The organism is Serratia liquefaciens (assembly GCF_027594825.1).
GTDB classification, from domain to species: domain Bacteria; phylum Pseudomonadota; class Gammaproteobacteria; order Enterobacterales; family Enterobacteriaceae; genus Serratia; species Serratia liquefaciens_A.
This window is the reverse complement of sequence record NZ_CP088930.1, coordinates 4350466-4367164: the sequence shown is the minus strand read 5'-3', so window position 1 is coordinate 4367164 and position 16699 is coordinate 4350466. Positions and strand designations below refer to the sequence as shown.

Below are 16699 nucleotides of genomic sequence, written 5' to 3'. Positions count from 1 at the left end.
AAGTGGCGATAACCGTTAAAAAGAATCACCCGGCATTCAGGCTGCTCTGGTTATTTTTCAGGGCTTCCAGCGCGCACTGCTGGTCAAGATCTCCGCCCGGTGCACCACCAATACCAATAGCACCGATGATCACCTCTCCGGATTTCACCGGTACGCCGCCCGCCAGCAACAAGAAGCCAGGGATATCACGCAGGTTTGCCGCACCAGGGTTAGCCTGGGCATTTTTCATCACGTTTTCCGTCGGGTTTTTGGTGCTCACCGCAGTAAACGCCTTCATGCGGCTGGCCTCGATCGTATGCGGACCGGCGTTATCCATTTTCTTGATGACGAGCGGGATACCGGCACGATCGACCAGAGTCACGGCGACATTATAATTTTTCGCACTGCAAGCCTGAATCGCGCTCTGCGCCAGTTTATCGGCCAGGTCGAGGGATAGATTTTTTTCGGTCAGTACGCCGTTGGCCATACTGGCGAACGACGCCATGCTGCTGAGTAAAATAACGCTTGAAATGATGATTTTCATACTGGCTTGCCCCTTGCTTGTCCCTGATAGATGTAAGGGATAGTAAAAGGAGCGGCGGCTGCAAACTATTGGCGTGATTACCTACTCGTTTAAGTAGTTATACCTAGAACCCGGCAGCGACAGGCGCTGCGGCCCATGCTCGCGACTCACAAAGCGCCTTTACATTTTTTTCAGCAGCGCCAGCTCGCCATATTCGTTCATCAGTTTGGGCAGAGAGTTGACGTCCAGCTTGGCGAAGATATTGGCCCGGTGGGCCTCCACGGTACGCGGAGACAGTGCAAAAACGCGGGCGATCTCCTTGCTCGAATTCCCCTGCATAATATGCTCAAAAATATCCTGTTCCCGGGCCGTCAACGTAGCCAGCCGGTGTTGCATCGAGCGTATTTTTTGTTGCCGCTCCTGCAGCTTCTGCTGCTGTTCCAATGCGCTGCCGACCACCTCGAACAGCAAATCGGCGTCGATCGGTTTGGTCAGGAATTCGAAAGCGCCGTTTTTAAAGGCTCGCCGGCATAAATCAATGTTCGCATGCCCGGTCATGATGATCACCGGGATCGCCAACCCTTGCCGTTGCCATTCCTCCAGCAGCGTGAGCCCGGTTTTGCCCGGCATCCTGATATCCAGCAGCAGACAACCGGTTAACCCTTGCAGCTCGCCGACGCCCTGCTGAAACGCCAGCGCACTGCCGTAAGTGCGGGTTTGCCACCCGACGGTCCCCAGCAAGGCGCTGAGCGAGGAGAGAATGGCCGGTTCGTCGTCAATAAGGTAAATAGTTTGGTTCATCATCTCTCCTCAGGGTGTATCGGTAACCAGAGCCGGAAGCAGGCTCCTTGCCCGACAATATTCGTCGCTTCGATGGTGCCGTTAAGACGCTGGATCAGCGTATCCGTCAGGGCCATTCCCAATCCTATGCCCTGAGCCCGCGTGGTGAAAAACGGCATGAAAACATGCTGCAGAGCCTGTTCCGATAGCCCTGGGCCGCCGTCAGTCAGGGTTAAAGAAATTCCGTCATCGGTGGCCGTGGCGGTCAGGTTGATCCAGGCCGTCCCGGCCACATTATTTTCTTGCGCCTGGATCGCGTTGCTGACGATGTTATGCAAAATCTGCTCTATCCAAAGTGGCGGAGCAAACAGCGCGGGCAAACTGTCAGCAATGCTGCTGCTAATTTTGACTTTATTGCCACGAATTTCATTGTCCAACAGCGTCATCACTCGCGCCCAGAGAGCCCCGAGAGCGACAGGTTGATAATCTACCCGCTCGCTGGTCAGTTTCTGGCGAAACTGCTGCAATAATGCGTCGGTGCGCTTGATTTGAACGACGGCGGCTTCCAGCAACGGCGGCAGCTGTTCGGTGTGCTGTTGCCGAACCAGACGCAAGGCCGTTTGGTTATAGCTCAAAATCGCGGTAAGGGGCTGGTTAAGTTCATGCACGATACCGGCGGTCAATTCGCCCAAGGTATTCAGCCGCGTTATCTCGGCGTAATGGGCGCGCAAATCGGCGATATCACGCCGCCGACGGTTGGCACGGTATTGGTTGATCAGATATAACAGCCATCCCCAGAACAACGCCGGGGACAGGATAATGGGCCAGGGCAGCGTAGCCCAGTTGGGATCGTCACCAGCGGCCAGCACAAAAGGCTGCGACTGGCTGGCTACCACCTTGTCCCATTGCCAATAGTAGGAAGCCTGCGCCGCTCCCCTTTCAAACAAGGTCTGGCCGTTCCATCGCACCACCAGGTGTCGGAAGCTGTTTTCCCCCACCAGATCGTTCATCAATTGGTTCAGGTCGATCAGCAACGATTGGTTGCCGGCGTTGAGCCAGTAGCGCCCATTTTGCTCCACCACGATAAGCCGCCGTGGTTCAATGCCAGGATGAGAACGCCAATGGATGATTTGCGGAAAGATCCGCTGCACTTCCCGGCTGTATTGGCTGGCCGGCAAGAGCGGAATGATGGCGTCGTGCTGTGAAAGCTTCACCGTCACGTCGCGATAAAGAATACGAAAATCAGCGCTTTTCTCTTCGTACTGCTGCTGCAAGAAATAGGCTGTCAGCCCGCCGCTGGAGAGCAGAGTCAACGCTAACCAGCCCATTATCTTGAACATACTCCTCCGTCCCTGCGCAAATTTTCTAGTCGCTTAATACCATAAAAGAGCGGGTGCGGGTATCGCCGCCGGATCCTCAGCCGGCATCGCCGGCAGGCACGTTCAGTTGCCAGGACAGACCAAAACGGTCGTTCAACCAGCCGAAGCGCGCGCTGAAACCATAATCATCAATCGGCATAAGCACCTCGCCGCCCTCCGCCAGACGCGCGAAAATCCGCTCCAAATCCGCCTCGGTGGCTAAGTTCACGTGGAGTGAGACCGCCGGGGTAAAGCTGAAATCATGGCTGACCGGGCTGTCGAAAAACACCAGATTATGCCGTTCGAAATCAATGGTCGCATGTTTAACCCGCCGCGGCCCGTCACCGCTCTCTTCAAAATGCAGCAGTTGCTGGACCCGAAAACCGGCGAACAGCTCGCTATAAAGATTTATCGCCTGTTGGGCGTGGCCCTGAAACATGACAAAGGTAGAAACCTGGCTCATGGGATGCTGTCCTCACGTGCAATCACTAGGGTATTGATTGATGATAGCGGATGGATCAGCCTTCAAGGCGATTGAAAGGAGGAAAAATGACCGTCATCCACCGTCAGGCCCAATTGAGCGATCTTGCCGGCCTGCAGGCGCTGTACCGGGAATTACGCCCCCAGGATCAGCCATTGCGCCCGGATAATGCCCAGCGGACATTGCAACGCCTGCTGGACAACCCGGCGATTCGGCTGGTGGTCAGCGTGCTCGACGACCAACCGGTGGCGACCTGCATGCTGGCGATGGTGCCGGGGCTGGTGCATCAGGGGCAACCCTTCGGCATCATAGAGCACGTGGTCACCGCCCAGGCGTATCGCGGGCAAGGCATTGCATTAGCGATGCTTGAATACGCATTGCAACTGGCATGGCGGAAAGGCTGCTACAAAGTGATGTTGCTCTCCGGCCAGCAGCGCACCGGGGCACATCAACTGTATCTGCGCGCCGGGTTCGACGGCGATCGGGAACGGGGTTTTGTTATCCGGCGTCCTGAAGGACGGTAGCGGCCCGCGAGAAAAACCCGCAGGCCACAGAAGCCATTATTCGGTTTCGTTCTTCGCCAGTCGGGCGTCTTTCTGACGGCGGTAGTCGCGGGCCGCGGCCGGGATTGGCGTCACCTTACCGGTTTCGATCCAACTGCGCAGGCGGTTGGCATCGGCGAAGTGGGTGTATTTGCCAAAGGCATCCAATACCACCAGGGACACCGAACGGCTGCCGATCACGGTACGCATTGCCAGGCAATGCCCCGCCTCGTTCGTGAAGCCGGTTTTGGTCAACTGGATGTTCCATTTCGGGTTGTATACCAGATGGTTGGTATTGCGAAACGGCAGCGTATAGTTCGGATCTTTGAAGCTCGCCATACGCTCGGTGGTAGTGCTGAGCTGGCCGATCAGCGGGTATTGCTTGGTGGCGATCAGCAGTTTGGTCAGGTCACGTGCGGTCGAGACGTTTTTGATCGACAGCCCGGTCGGTTCCACGTAACGCGTGTTGGTCATCCCCAGCGATTTGGCTTTGGCGTTCATCGCTTTGATAAAGGCGCCATACCCCCCCGGATAATGATGCGCCAGACTGGCGGCGGCGCGGTTTTCCGACGACATCAGCGCCAGCAGCAGCATGTCTTTACGGCTGATCTCACTGTTCAGCCGCACGCGCGAATAGATCCCTTTCATCTCCGGCGTCTGGTGAATATCCACCGACAGCATTTCATCCAGCGGTAGATGGGCATCCAGCGTCACCATCGCCGTCATCAGCTTGGTGATGGAGGCAATCGGCACCACTTCGTCCGGGTTGCGCGCATACATCACCTTATGGGTCTGCATATCCACCACCATGGCGCTGCCGGAGGCCAGCTCAGGCTGGGCGGCTCGGGTGACGGCGTTATTTTCGCTGGCCAGCGCGCGCGGCGCGAAGCCTGCCCCTGCCTGCAAAGCGAGCAGGGCTAGTACCAAAACACGTTTTTTCACATGCATTACTCTGTCACTGAAGAAGATGAAGGTCTTATTTGGCCGAATTATATGTGAGGGATCTTCCGTTGGCACTGGGATTATGTCAGCCGATTTGTGACAAATTCTGTCGAAGAGATAGTTGCGCAAACCGCGAGCGCTCTGGGATGAACGCCCGCGATGCAAAAGTTACAGTGCCGGTTGCCAGGCCGACTGCGGCAACAGGTACAAACCGGGTGCCTGGCGTGCTCCGTCGCCGACGATATGGCCTATGCCCGCCGCCATCACCGCCAGCGTCACATCGAAGGCATTCAGGCTGTCGCCGTAGCCCGCCGTCAGGTTGAACATCGAACCGTTGGCCAGCAAATAAACCTGTCTGTTATCCAGTTGGTAGGCGTTCACAAACGGCATAGGCTCGCTGTGTGGCAGGCTCTGCAGGAAACCGACGTCAATTTCTGCCGTCACATGCCCCACGTTGAGAATGAACACGCCGTCCTTCACCTGCTGCAGATGCTGCGCCGACAGCACGTTTTTCGCCCCGGTTGCCGTGGCAATCACATCGGCCTGGCCGACCGCACTGGCCAAATCAACCACCGCCCAGCCGTCATAACGCGCTTGCAGCGCCCGCGCCGGATCGATTTCCGCCACGATCACCTGCCCGCCGTAAGCTTTCGCCGCCGCCGCAACGCCCTGCCCAACCAGGCCATAGCCAATCACCAGCACGCATTTTTCATGCAGCGTCAAATGGGTGGTCTGGAAGAAGGTGTGCCAGGCGGTCAAGCCGACCATATGGCGGTTATGCAACCCTTCTTTTACCGGCAAATCGTCCCAGTTAAAAATAGGATAGCGCGGTGCCATACCGTTCAGTCGGCTGATGCCGGAACCCGTCGCTTCCAGCCCGGCGATAATCTGCGGGCCGTCGGCTGACTGGTGCAACCGGGTGGTCAGATCGGCACCCATTTCGCACAGGTGGGTAGGCCCCCAGGCCAGCGCGCGGTCAAACGATGCCGACCAATCGGCGTCGCTCATGTCGCGCCAGGCGTGAGCCTGTGCCCCTTGGCGCTCCAGCCAGGCGACCACGTCATCTTGCACCGTGGTCGGGTTGCAGGTGGTCAGATAAATGGCTGCACCCTTATCCAACAGGCCCGCCACCAGCGGAGCCATTTTCAGATCCAGGTGCATATTGCACGCCAGACGCACGCCGCTTAAATCCGGCAGTGCAGCAACCGCCGCCCGGGTACGCGGCATGTGGCGCATCGCCCAGTTCAGCTCACTTTCAAAATCCTGATACATCTGTCGCTCCTCTACTGCGCCGCACCACCGGGGCACGGCAGAATGATTTAACCGCTGCGGCTCAGGCGCTTTATCGCCTGTGGCGACAGGCCAAACAGACGGATGAATGCCCGCCGCATACGCTCCGGGTCACTGAACCCGACGGCGCGGGCGATGCTCTCCAGCGCTTCGTGACCTTCTTCAATCCTTAGCCTGGCGGCCTCGACCCGTAATTGTTCAATCACCTTGGCCGGCGTCTGGCCGGTTTCGGCGCGGAACAGGCGGCCAAACTGCCGCTCGCTCAGACAGGCGGCGTCCGCCAGATCGCCTACCGTCAGCGGATGATGGAGATGTTCACGAGCGTAAGAGAGCGCGTTGCGAATGCGATCCGAAGACGGGTTGAGCTCCAGCAACAAAGAATACTGCGACTGCCCGCCCGGACGGCGGTGATACACCACCAGTTGCCGCGCCACGCTGGCCGCCAGTTCGCTGCCGAGATCTTCCTCAACCATCGCCAGCGCCAAATCGATACCGGCAGTGATGCCCGCTGAAGTCCAGATCGCACCGTCGCGGATATAAATACGATTGCTGTCGACGCGGATACGCGGATAACTCTGTTGCAGCCGTGCGGCATGGTACCAATGAGTAGTCGCGCGCTTGCCGTCCAGCAATCCGGCAGCCGCCAGAATAAAGGCGCCGGTGCACACGCTGGCCATGCGCCGTGCCTGCCGGCTTTGCCGATGCAGAAACGCCAATAGCCCCGCCGACTGGGTGGCGACGACGTTACCGCTGCCTCCGGCAATCAATAGCGTATCAAGGCGGTGCTCGCCAAACGGCTGAGTGAGCACTTCCACACCCGATGAGCTCGCCACACTGCCGCCCCGTTCCGAGAGTGGCAGACACCGGTAGGCCTGCGTCGCCGTAAACTGGTTGGCGTTATCAAAGGCCGCCAGCGGCCCGGCGAAGTCGAGCAGGTTAAAGCCGGGGAAGACCACAAAGCCGATATTTTTCATCATGGCGCTTTTTGAGGGTTATCCGTCATATCAGCCAAAAACAGGGTCGCTATTATTACCCAAAGCAAATGACAAAACTGAGGCGAATATCATGTCTGAACCATTAGTGATTGTTTTTCCGATCTATCAGGGCGTCACCCAGCTCGACTTTACCGGGCCACTGCAGTTTTTGCGGCACATGCCGGGAGCCGAAATTATCGTTGCGTCCGTCGGTGGCGCAGATATCAGCGCCGAAGGATTGCACTTTACCCAGTTGCAGAAGCTGGAAGAAGTCACGCGTTGCGACGTGCTTTGCGTACCGGGCGGTGCCGGCTGCACCCAGGCGCTGGAAAACGACGCCTTTATGAACCAGATCCGCCGTCTGGGGCCGGATGCCCGCTATCTGACCTCAGTGTGCACCGGTTCGCTGATCCTGGCCGCTGCCGGTTTGCTGCACGGCAAACGCGCCGCCTGTCACTGGAGCATGCGCGAAAGCCTGGCGCTGTTCGGCGCCCTCCCCAGTCATGCACGGGTAGAACGTGACGGTAACGTCATCAGCGGCGGCGGCGTGACCGCAGGCATCGATTTCGCTCTGGCATTAATCGCCGAATTGCACGATGAAGATACCGCGCAAATGATCCAGCTGTATCTGGAATATGCGCCGGCACCGCCGTTCCAGGGGGGAACGCCGGAACTCGCACCGGCGCATATTCTGGCCAGGGTTCAGGCGCAGATGGCCGAGAGTTTGCGGCAACGCCGGGCGTTGGTCGCGCAGATTGCCGCCCGCGGCTAGCGCACAGGGCGTATACTTAACCTTATGTGTTAAAGACATAGGGGATCAGAATGGCAGATTTAGCCCACTACATTACGGACTACGGTTATTGGGCGCTGTTTATCGGCTGTCTGGCCGAAGGCGAAACCATCACGCTGCTGGGCGGTATTGCGGCCCATCAGGGACTGCTGCATCTGCCCTGGGTCATTGCGGTGGTGGCGTTGGGCGGTACGCTGGGGGATCAACTGCTGTTTTTCCTGGGGCGTCGCTTCGGAGGACGGGTCATTTCAAGCATGAAGAGCCAGGAAAAACGCATCGAGCGCGCCAGGAAACTGATTGCACGCCACCCGATGCTGTTCGTGATTGGCGTACGCTTTATGTATGGCTTTCGCATTATCGGCCCGGTGCTGATCGGCGCCAGCAAGCTGCCGCCGTCGCGCTTTGTGCCGCTGAACATTCTGGGTGCCGTCCTGTGGGCGACCATCTTTGTGCTGCTGGGTTATTTCGGTGGCGAAGCGATCGGCCGTTTTATCTCGGGCTTCGACAAAAAGCTGACCAGCGTGCTGTTCTGCGCGCTGGTGATCGCCGCCATTCTGCTAGTACGGTTTTGGTGGCGCCGTCGGCATGCCGATTAACCTTATCGGTTCAGCATCAGTTTCACCCCGAGCAAGGCCAGCACTCCGCCGCCTACCCGATCGAACCAGGCTTTAAAACGCAGGTAGGTGCGTCGGGGGCCCGGTGATGACAACACAAAGGCCACGAAGGCATACCACAGCACGTCAACGGCCAGAGCAATCATCGGCAGAATAATGTACATCAGCGGCGAAATTTTATGGCTGAGCAAGGCGGCAAACACGCTGCCGAACACGATGGCGGTGTTCGGGTTGCTCAGTTGGGTCAATAATCCCGTGGTGAAGGCCTTGCGGAGGCCCAGAGACTGCGCCCCGACGGCCTCCACGTTTAGCGGCTGGTTCGCCCCACGCAGCATTTTTAACGCCAGGTAGACCAGGTAAGCGCCCCCCAGCACTTTCAGCGTGGAATACAACCACGGCAATGCCAACAGCAATGACTGAAGCCCCAACAGAGCCACCAGTGCAAAAATAAAGCAGCCGACGCCCATACCCAGCGCCACTGCCATACCATCGCGGCGCGAAGAGGCCACGGCCGTACGAGCCACCAAAATAAAGCTTTGTCCCGGACTCATTGCCCCCAGCGCAATGGCGCCAGTAATACTCAATACCGATAAAACCGTCTCGCTGATCATGTTTTCTGCCCCCTTTAGATCCCCTTACTCAAAGTAGCGCAGCGTTGAAAGCTAAAGCAATCGGCAGCAGGGATTATTCTGCCTGCGATGCGTCGCGCATCAGGGCCACCAGTTCACGGGCAGCCTTATCCAGCGGCCGGCTTTTCAGCCAGATCAGGTGCATCGGCAATCGCAGTTCGTTTTTGGTGTTTTTGAATTTCAGACGGATCAGCCGCTCCTGCGCTAACAGCGGTGCGGTCAGCGACAGGGGGAAATTGCCCCAGCCCAAACCGGCCTCCACCATGTTCAGCGCCATCGGCAGGCTGTCGGTGCGCCAGTAAGATTCCGCCACGCGTGGCCGCAGATCGGCGATTGGCAAATCACGGCTGGCCACCATAATTTGCCGCACGTTGACCAAATCCTCGAGAAACAGCTCATCCGGTGCCCCCTGCAACGCCGGGTGCCGTGGCGAAAGCATGGCAACCAGCGATTCCGCGCCGACGAAGTGAAACTGTTCCTGGCTGTTGATGTTAAGCCCGCCAAACGCCAAGCAAACGTCGACTCGCTCTTGATGCAGCATATGCACCACGTCATCCTGCGGGGCGGTCAACACTTCGATATTCAGCAGCGGATAGCGCTCCGCCAGCGTATTGACCGCCGTCAGCAGGCCGCTGCTGTTGATGTCCGAGGCAACGCCAATCGACAAGGTGCTCTCCAGCCCTTGCGACAGTTCGATAGCGTGGTTCTGCAACTGTTTAAGCTGGTCGGCTATCAGTCGTGCATGGGGCGCCAGCGCCAATGCCAACGGGGTCGGCACCGGCTCACGGTGCGAACGGTCAAACAGCTGAAACCCCAGTTCCGCCTCCATGTTGGCGATCCCCATGCTGACCGCCGAAGGTACGCGCCGCAGTGAACGAGCCGCGGCGGAAAATGAACCGCGATCCAGCACCGCCAGAAACAGCTCAATGTTGTCGCTGGAAAAATTCATGCGTTATCTATCAACATATCTGATAGCTCCTGACTTTTTCTATCAATGTGATTGACGTTATCTTACCCGCCAGACGGCAAAAGGTCACCCGACCACAAAGCCAGGAAATCAGTCAGGAGATGAGTAATGCAAGGCGTTAAACGCAAACTGGTGTATGTCACCGCCTATGAAATTATCGGCATGGCGATCTCGGCGCTCGGGCTGGCGCTGCTTTCCGGCAGTGCCCCCAGCAGCACCGGGCCGCTGGCGGTGATCATTACCACTATCGCCGTCAGCTGGAACTTCATCTACAACTCGCTGTTCGAGCTGTGGGAAAGTCGCCAGGCTTCACGTGGCCGTACGCTTAAACGCCGCATTCTGCATGCCATCGGTTTTCAATTGACGTTGGTGGTTTACCTGATCCCGCTGATTGCCTGGTGGATGGGGATTACGCTGTGGCAAGCGCTGCTGCTGGATATGGCGCTGATCGTGATTATCCCGTGCTACACCTTTGTGTTTAACTGGGTGTTCGACAAGGTATTCGGTCTGCCGACTTCAGCGCTGCCGGCCGGAGAATCAGCCTAAAAAACCACCCGAGAGGCTCTGTTGATTTTCTCCCGCCTGCGGACAATATCACCGCAGGTTGGGAGCACCTTATTATCCCCTTCTTTCACATCACGAATAAATAACGAAAATTCCCTGTAGTTTGCACGGTAATTATTATTCTGTGATTTTAATCACTTTTTATTCCTCGATATTTCCGTCTTGATAAATTCAATCATCTTATTGAATAATATATTCTTTTATATTTAGAACAAAAAATAAACACGCTTGTTCACAATTTATGCGCAGGATTTTTTGCCACATTTACTGAGAAAAGGTAGCATGCTTCGCCGTTATTTCGTGGCGGCTTGTATACACAATAAACAGCAGAATGATGCCATGACCTCATTCTCATAACGATTGTCCATAGCAATCGTTTGCTCTGAAGCCAGAGCAGGGTAACTCCATAGACAGGTAAACAGGATGGATAATGCAATCAAATAAAAAGTCTGCGCATGACAAACACGCAGCCAGAAGACGATGGTTAGACTCCCATGAATCCGGTTATCACAAGAGCATGGGCAACCGGCAAATACAGATGATCGCTATCGGCGGCTCAATCGGTACCGGCTTGTTCCTCGGTACCGGGGGCCGTCTGGAATTGGCCGGCCCGGCGCTGGCGCTGGTGTATCTGGTGTGCGGCATTTTCTCTTTCTTCATTCTGCGCGCCTTGGGTGAATTGGTGCTGCACCGCCCCTCCAGCGGCAGCTTCGTGTCTTACGCCCGTGAATTTCTCGGCGAGAAAGCTTCATACGTCGCCGGATGGATGTATTTCCTCAACTGGGCGATGACCGGCATCGTCGACATCACCGCAGTGGCGCTGTACATGCACTACTGGGGCACCTTCGCCGACGTCCCGCAATGGCTGTTCGCGCTCTGCGCCCTCGGAGTGGTTGCCACCATGAACATGATCGGCGTGAAGTGGTTCGCCGAAATGGAGTTCTGGTTCGCCCTGATCAAAGTGGTCGCCATCGCGTTGTTCCTGGTGGTGGGGGTGGTGTTCCTCGGCACCGGCACCCCGGTAGCCGGCAACACCACCGGTCTGCACCTGATCACCGAAAACGGCGGCATGTTCCCGCACGGCCTGCTGCCCGCACTGGTGTTAGTGCAAGGCGTTATCTTCGCCTTCGCCGGGATTGAGCTGATCGGTACCGCCGCCGGCGAGTGCAAGGATCCGGCCAAAATGATGCCAAAGGCCATCAACAGCGTGATTTGGCGCATTGGCCTGTTCTACGTCGGCTCGGTAGTGCTGCTGGTACTGCTGCTGCCGTGGAACGCCTACCAGGCAGGTCAAAGCCCGTTCGTCACCTTCTTCAGCAAGCTCGGCGTGCCTTATATCGGCACCATCATGAACATCGTGGTATTGACCGCCGCACTCTCCAGCCTCAACTCCGGGCTGTACTCCACCGGCCGTATCCTGCGTTCGCTGTCGATGGGCGGTTCAGCACCGAAATTCATGGCTAATATGAGCAGCCAGCAGGTGCCCTATGCCGGGATCCTGGTGACCTGCGGCATCTATGTGATTGGCGTTTTGCTGAACTATCTGGTGCCTTCGCGGGTGTTTGAGATCGTGCTGAACATCGCCTCGCTGGGCATTATCGCCTCCTGGGCGTTTATCATCGTGTGCCAGATGCGTCTGCGCAAAGCCGTGCGGGAAGGCCGCGCCCAACCGGTTTCCTTCAGAATGCCCGGCGCGCCCTTCACCTCTTGGCTGACGCTGGCGTTCCTGCTGGCGGTCGTCATCATGATGGCGTTCGACTACCCGAACGGCACCTGGACCATCGCCACCATTCCGGTGCTGGCGGTACTGCTGACACTGGGCTGGTTCGGCCTGCGCAAGCGGGCCCAGGAAGTGAAGCTGGAACAGCAAGCTCACGAAGAAGCCCACCATTAAGCCGTTAACAAAGTGCTCTGTTGTTTCGTAGTAGGGGCGCGGCATGCCGCGCCCTACCGCATAATCAATAGGTTAAATCGGGTCGAACATGGGTACGACCCCTACCGGTTGAGCCCTCATGCGGGCTTGTCAGCCATCTGAATTTTTTATTCTTAGAGTCGGCCGTAAAAGGTCATTCTGGCACTCTCTGACAGCGCGATATCCGGCTGGGCATTGTAGGCCAGCACCACCAGCATGCGGGTGGTATCGCCTTCGGTTGGCGTGACACGGTGCATGGCATTGCGTCCCCGGAACAGCACCAAATCCCCTTCTTCGATCGCCAAGGTCTTAACCGCCCGTTCGCCGTCCAATACCTGCGATACGCCAGCGTAATTCATCTCCCCGCGATCGGCATCCCGCAGGTTTTCCACGTACTCGAATTGCCCACCGGCCTGAGGTTTCTGGATCAGCAGCGTGATGGCAAACGACGAATTGTCAAAATGCCAGCCCAGCTCCTGCCCGCGATGAGCATAGTGCAGATTGATTGAAGACAGCCGATCGGCGTAAGGGTATAACTGCTGTTCTTGCAGTACCGCACAGAGAAAATCGCGGAAGGATTGCGCATCGTACAACGTTCGCAGCGGCGACTGCACCGGAATATCCTCGTCGGTAATACACCCCTTGGAAGAAACCACCAGCCGGTTGCGTGGGTGATCGGACGGCAAGGCGTCGTCCTGCGGTTTCAGATAGACATTGTGCTTGCTGGCGGCATAAAACGCCGCAGGGCTGTGCTCTGCCCCCTCCAAACGCACCGTCGCCAGCGCTGCGGCGGTCAAAAAGCCCGGCAGCACCAGTGCCCCCGCCCTGTCCAGCGTAGCCCTGCAACGGGCCTGAAAGGCTGCATCACCAATCGGGTTAGCGGATAAATCAATGATATGAGCAAGTTGCTGCATGATGAGCTCCTGGGGCGTAAAGGCCGAAGAACCCCACTGTAGCGAATGTCAGATTGCCGTAATAACAAAAATGCGTTAAGGATGAGCTAACCAATTCTTAGCGATAGCCGCCATGAACGCACCTTCCCGCAGCCGCCTGCCCAAACTGAGCGCCATTCTGGCGTTTGAAACCGCCGCCCGTACCGGCAGCCTGGCCAGAGCGGCAGACAGCCTGGCGCTGACCGCCGCCGCCGTCAGCCAGCAGATCCGCCAGCTCGAGCAGCATCTGGGCATTGTGCTGTTCATTCGCGCCAAGAGCGGCGTTACGCTGACCGAGCAGGGGTCGGACTATCTGGCTTACGTGCAGCAGGCCTTCGAAACGCTGCGCGTGGCGCAGCAGCATGTCGATCGCCAACGGGGCCAAGAGGCATTGACGATTTTTGCCTTGCCGGCCCTGGCGTCAAAATGGCTGAACCCGGCCATCGGCAAGTGGCTGAATCAGCATCCGCAGACGGATATCCGCCTGCACGCCACCCACGCCGAGGTCGATTTCGCCGGGTCAACGGCGGATTTTGCCCTGTGCTTTGGCGATCAGGACTACCCATTGTTGGAAAAGGTGCGGCTGTTTCAGGATAGCGTGCAGCCGGTTTGCAGCCCACAGTTACAGAGGATCGGCGACTGGACTCAACAGCCGCTGATTCAGGTGGATTGGGGGAAGGAGAGCCAGTTTCTGCCCGGCTGGCATGAGTGGTTCAGCGCTGCCGGATTGCCGCCGCCGCAGCGGCGCGGCCTGACTTATAATCTGACTTCGCTGGCGATTGACGCCGCGGTTGAGGGCCACGGCGTTTTGCTCGGCCAGCAGCAGCTGATCCAGCGTGAACTGGCTCAGGGAACCCTGGTGCCGCTGGCAGAACCGACGCTACCACTGAGCAAGCCCTACTATGTGGTCTACCCGCAACGCACGCTGGACAAACCCAAAGCCGCCGAGTTTCTGGCGTGGTTGCAAAGCATCGCACCGGCGGACAGCGCGCGGTAAGCGCCGTCGCAATGTTTACCAGGTTTTGGACATCATCTCGCCCAGCAGCAGATTCGTCGCACGCGGCAGATAAACTTCGTTGCCTGCGCCGGGTGTGAGCGTCAGTTCACCAATGTAGATTTTATCGCGGGTGAGATAAAAATCGACGCGGCAATAATCCAGATCCGCCGAGACCGCTTTCGCGACCTGGATCATTTCATCCCAAAACGCCGGTTTCTCGTTCAGCGTATTGATCTGTGGAATGTCCGCTTGGGTGAAAAAGCAGTGGTGCGCGTGTTGGTCCAAAAACTCCAGCGAAGTCGGTTCAGGCCCGCCACGCAACAGCTCCACGAACAAATAAGACTGTTTGCCGTTAAAGACATGCACCTTGTAATCAATCAGCTCACCATCACATTCAATATCCAGCAGCTCCTCAACGATAATTTTCTGCGGAATATTAGCGTAGTGTTTTTCTCGGAATCTTTTCCAATAGGTTATTTCAGACCACTCACTAAGAATCTTCGCAATATCATGATGGGTAACCTTGCCTTTATCCTTGACTATTTTAACCTGCTGCGATGCATTATTTGTTTTGATAACAAATGATTGTGGCAAGGCCAGATAGTCCTGTTCGGTAAAGTTATCGGTGGTCATGATAATTGGCGTTAGGTATTTATCTGAAACCCGCTGGGAAATATACTCTCTGACCGCCACCTTATCCGCTAACATACTGAAATTATTATGCGGGTAGCGCATGCGCTGATAAATCTTCTCTGAAAATGTTTTCGGGTTTTTGAAGCTGACCCAAGAGCCGTGGACGAGATAATGGCTGACTTGGTAATAGATAAAATCGGGCGCGGCCCGATGGAGTCGTTTTGCGAGTTTTCTCATTCTTCTCTTTCTTCCATGAACATAGCATACGCAGGAATGCTTCTCACATTCCGATTATTGCAGCTCAATTATAAAACCCTACGGGGCATCCCTTACAGTGGGTAAGGAAATAATCGGACGATTCCTATTATTAGAGGCTACAGGGAAAGTACCAATGAAATTAAAATTCATAGATATCAATATTGTGAGAAATGCTTTTTGGATGATATCCGAAAAAATGGTGTCTATTCTGGGGGTTATTTTCATTACCGCCTATATGGCGAAATATATCGGCCCGGAAAGCTTTGGCAAGATCACCTTTGCTACCGCTATTTTCGCCATTACCCAAACCCTGGCGCTGCTGGGCTCCGATACCGTGCTGTTCAAGCGGATCAGCCGCAACCCAGGCTCCGGAACCGCCCTGATGTTTTCCACCAACCGGCTGCGACAAAGCTGCTTTGTGCTGCTCTCTGCGGCAATACTGATTTACACCGGGCTGCGTGAAGATTTCATTACCTTTTATTTTTGCGCTGCCACCTTTATCGCCAGCTTCTTCTCGCTCAGAGACGTGTTCACCATTTATCACGACGCCCGGCTGGAATCACGCTTCAATACGCTGGCCAACGTCGCTGGGTTGGGCAGCGCGCTGCTGGTGCGTTATCTGATTGTTTATCTCGATCTGCACCTGTATTTCCTGGCGATCCCAATCGTGATGGTTTACTTGATCCCTTACCTGATCCGCCACCATATTTACCACCGTCGTTATCCGCGTTTTGTCGCACCCAAGCGCGTGCGGCGTAAATATGTGCGCTATTTGCTCGCCAGCGGCCTGCCACTGGCGGTTTCCAATGTTTCGATCGCCATCTACACCCGGCTGGCGCAGCTGTTCCTGATGTGGTTCGTCTCGGCGCAAGCGCTGGGCATTTACTCGGTTGCCATCACCCTGGCGACCGCCTGGATGTTTGTTACCGACGCTGTGATCACTTCGTTTTTCGCCAAAATCTTCGCCTACCATCGCGATGACGCAATGCGCACCGCCGCCAAACTGAATGGGCTGGTGCTGGTCATCGCCGCCGCCATCGTGGCCGGTATCGTTTTGCTCGGCAAACCGGTCATCGTGTTGCTGTACGGGGAGCAATATTTAGCGGCTTATCCGGCTATGGGTGTCTTGGCGATCTCTACTCTTCTTTCCGCGTTGGGCACCGTAGCCTACAAATACATTGTGCTGTTCTCCGGCTATGGCTTCCTGTCGAAGAAAATGTTCCTGGTATTTATCATCAACATCCCGCTGTCGTACTGTCTGATCCGCCAGTACGGCATGATGGGTGCCGCTTACAGCACCCTGCTGACCGAGCTGTTGTCACTGACCCTGCTTAACTACTTCTTCCGCCGTGGCGCGGTATTGCAAATGCACCTGCGTTCTCTGAACCCCTGGACCTACCTCAGACGCCCCCAGCACGCCGGTTGAATAGGGGGTAAGGCCTCGGCCCACTGCCAAGGCGCTCCTGTGAGGGGCGTCATCAGCTCGACAATCCAGCCGCACATTTATCTGCCTGACAGGGTCAATTTATGGGAT

18 protein-coding genes are annotated in these 16699 nt (G+C 56.6%); 7 read left to right on the top strand and 11 right to left on the bottom strand.

What is annotated here, in order from left to right; genetic code table 11:
• Positions 1–25: 25 nt before the first annotated feature.
• The 4 genes from LQ945_RS20115 to LQ945_RS20100 all read right to left on the bottom strand — a co-directional run bounded on the left by LQ945_RS20115 (position 26) and on the right by LQ945_RS20100 (position 3103).
• On the bottom strand, positions 26–523 hold the full coding sequence (locus LQ945_RS20115; RefSeq protein ID WP_044549023.1) for a GlcG/HbpS family heme-binding protein: 498 nt from the start codon (positions 521–523) through the stop codon (positions 26–28).
• A gap of 159 nt (positions 524–682) precedes the next feature.
• Positions 683–1303, bottom strand: coding sequence for a response regulator transcription factor (locus LQ945_RS20110; RefSeq protein ID WP_262242617.1), 621 nt, complete (start codon positions 1301–1303; stop codon positions 683–685).
• The gene (locus LQ945_RS20105; protein ID WP_270101558.1) at positions 1303–2622 is read right to left on the bottom strand and encodes a sensor histidine kinase; all 1320 of its coding nucleotides are present in this window, start codon (positions 2620–2622) and stop codon (positions 1303–1305) included. The genes LQ945_RS20110 and LQ945_RS20105 overlap by 1 nt, the downstream gene beginning before the upstream one ends.
• Positions 2623–2698: 76 nt before the next feature.
• Positions 2699–3103 (bottom strand): VOC family protein, encoded by a 405-nt coding sequence (locus tag LQ945_RS20100; protein WP_270101557.1) that lies wholly within the window; start codon positions 3101–3103, stop codon positions 2699–2701.
• Between the two features lie 86 nt (positions 3104–3189).
• Between LQ945_RS20100 and LQ945_RS20095 the strand changes: the two genes are divergently transcribed.
• Complete coding sequence (locus LQ945_RS20095) at positions 3190–3645, top strand: GNAT family N-acetyltransferase (protein ID WP_270101556.1); 456 nt, start codon at positions 3190–3192, stop codon at positions 3643–3645.
• Between the two features lie 36 nt (positions 3646–3681).
• Here LQ945_RS20095 and pbpG read toward each other — a convergent pair whose 3' ends face one another.
• The 3 genes from pbpG to LQ945_RS20080 all read right to left on the bottom strand — a co-directional run bounded on the left by pbpG (position 3682) and on the right by LQ945_RS20080 (position 6869).
• Complete coding sequence (pbpG, locus tag LQ945_RS20090) at positions 3682–4611, bottom strand: D-alanyl-D-alanine endopeptidase (protein ID WP_262242611.1); 930 nt, start codon at positions 4609–4611, stop codon at positions 3682–3684.
• Between the two features lie 162 nt (positions 4612–4773).
• Positions 4774–5877, bottom strand: coding sequence for an adenosylhomocysteinase (locus LQ945_RS20085; protein ID WP_270101555.1), 1104 nt, complete (start codon positions 5875–5877; stop codon positions 4774–4776).
• A 47-nt stretch (positions 5878–5924) separates the two neighbouring features.
• Complete coding sequence (locus LQ945_RS20080; protein ID WP_182821383.1) at positions 5925–6869, bottom strand: GlxA family transcriptional regulator; 945 nt, start codon at positions 6867–6869, stop codon at positions 5925–5927.
• 91 nt (positions 6870–6960) lie between these two features.
• On the opposite strand from LQ945_RS20080, the gene LQ945_RS20075 reads away from it, so the two are divergent.
• Both LQ945_RS20075 and LQ945_RS20070 read left to right on the top strand, forming a co-directional pair.
• Positions 6961–7641: a DJ-1/PfpI family protein gene (locus LQ945_RS20075; RefSeq protein WP_262242609.1), complete on the top strand. Its 681-nt coding sequence runs from the start codon at positions 6961–6963 to the stop codon at positions 7639–7641.
• A gap of 50 nt (positions 7642–7691) precedes the next feature.
• Positions 7692–8255 carry a DedA family protein gene (locus LQ945_RS20070; protein WP_270101554.1) on the top strand — a complete coding sequence of 188 codons (564 nt, stop codon included), beginning with the start codon at positions 7692–7694 and terminating at the stop codon, positions 8253–8255.
• A 2-nt stretch (positions 8256–8257) separates the two neighbouring features.
• On the opposite strand, the gene LQ945_RS20065 is transcribed toward LQ945_RS20070, so the two are convergent.
• The gene (locus tag LQ945_RS20065) at positions 8258–8884 is read right to left on the bottom strand and encodes a LysE family translocator (RefSeq protein ID WP_182821334.1); all 627 of its coding nucleotides are present in this window, start codon (positions 8882–8884) and stop codon (positions 8258–8260) included.
• A gap of 73 nt (positions 8885–8957) precedes the next feature.
• Complete coding sequence (locus tag LQ945_RS20060; protein WP_182821336.1) at positions 8958–9851, bottom strand: LysR family transcriptional regulator; 894 nt, start codon at positions 9849–9851, stop codon at positions 8958–8960.
• A 126-nt stretch (positions 9852–9977) separates the two neighbouring features.
• On the opposite strand from LQ945_RS20060, the gene LQ945_RS20055 reads away from it, so the two are divergent.
• Together LQ945_RS20055 and ansP are read left to right on the top strand one after the other, a co-directional pair.
• Positions 9978–10415: a PACE efflux transporter gene (locus LQ945_RS20055; RefSeq protein WP_262242607.1), complete on the top strand. Its 438-nt coding sequence runs from the start codon at positions 9978–9980 to the stop codon at positions 10413–10415.
• Between the two features lie 448 nt (positions 10416–10863).
• On the top strand, positions 10864–12327 hold the full coding sequence (ansP, locus tag LQ945_RS20050) for an L-asparagine permease (RefSeq protein WP_270101553.1): 1464 nt from the start codon (positions 10864–10866) through the stop codon (positions 12325–12327).
• A 152-nt stretch (positions 12328–12479) separates the two neighbouring features.
• Here the strand turns inward: ansP and LQ945_RS20045 are convergent, their stop codons facing one another.
• Positions 12480–13259 (bottom strand): 2OG-Fe(II) oxygenase, encoded by a 780-nt coding sequence (locus tag LQ945_RS20045; RefSeq protein WP_270101552.1) that lies wholly within the window; start codon positions 13257–13259, stop codon positions 12480–12482.
• A gap of 112 nt (positions 13260–13371) precedes the next feature.
• Here LQ945_RS20045 and LQ945_RS20040 point away from each other — a divergent pair, with 112 nt between their 5' ends.
• Positions 13372–14274, top strand: a complete 903-nt coding sequence (locus LQ945_RS20040) for a LysR substrate-binding domain-containing protein (protein ID WP_270101551.1) — start codon at positions 13372–13374, stop codon at positions 14272–14274.
• 15 nt (positions 14275–14289) lie between these two features.
• Here the strand turns inward: LQ945_RS20040 and LQ945_RS20035 are convergent, their stop codons facing one another.
• Complete coding sequence (locus tag LQ945_RS20035) at positions 14290–15144, bottom strand: ATP-grasp fold amidoligase family protein (protein ID WP_270101550.1); 855 nt, start codon at positions 15142–15144, stop codon at positions 14290–14292.
• Between the two features lie 154 nt (positions 15145–15298).
• On the opposite strand from LQ945_RS20035, the gene LQ945_RS20030 reads away from it, so the two are divergent.
• Positions 15299–16591: a flippase gene (locus LQ945_RS20030; RefSeq protein ID WP_333482952.1), complete on the top strand. Its 1293-nt coding sequence runs from the start codon at positions 15299–15301 to the stop codon at positions 16589–16591.
• Positions 16592–16699: the final 108 nt, after the last annotated feature.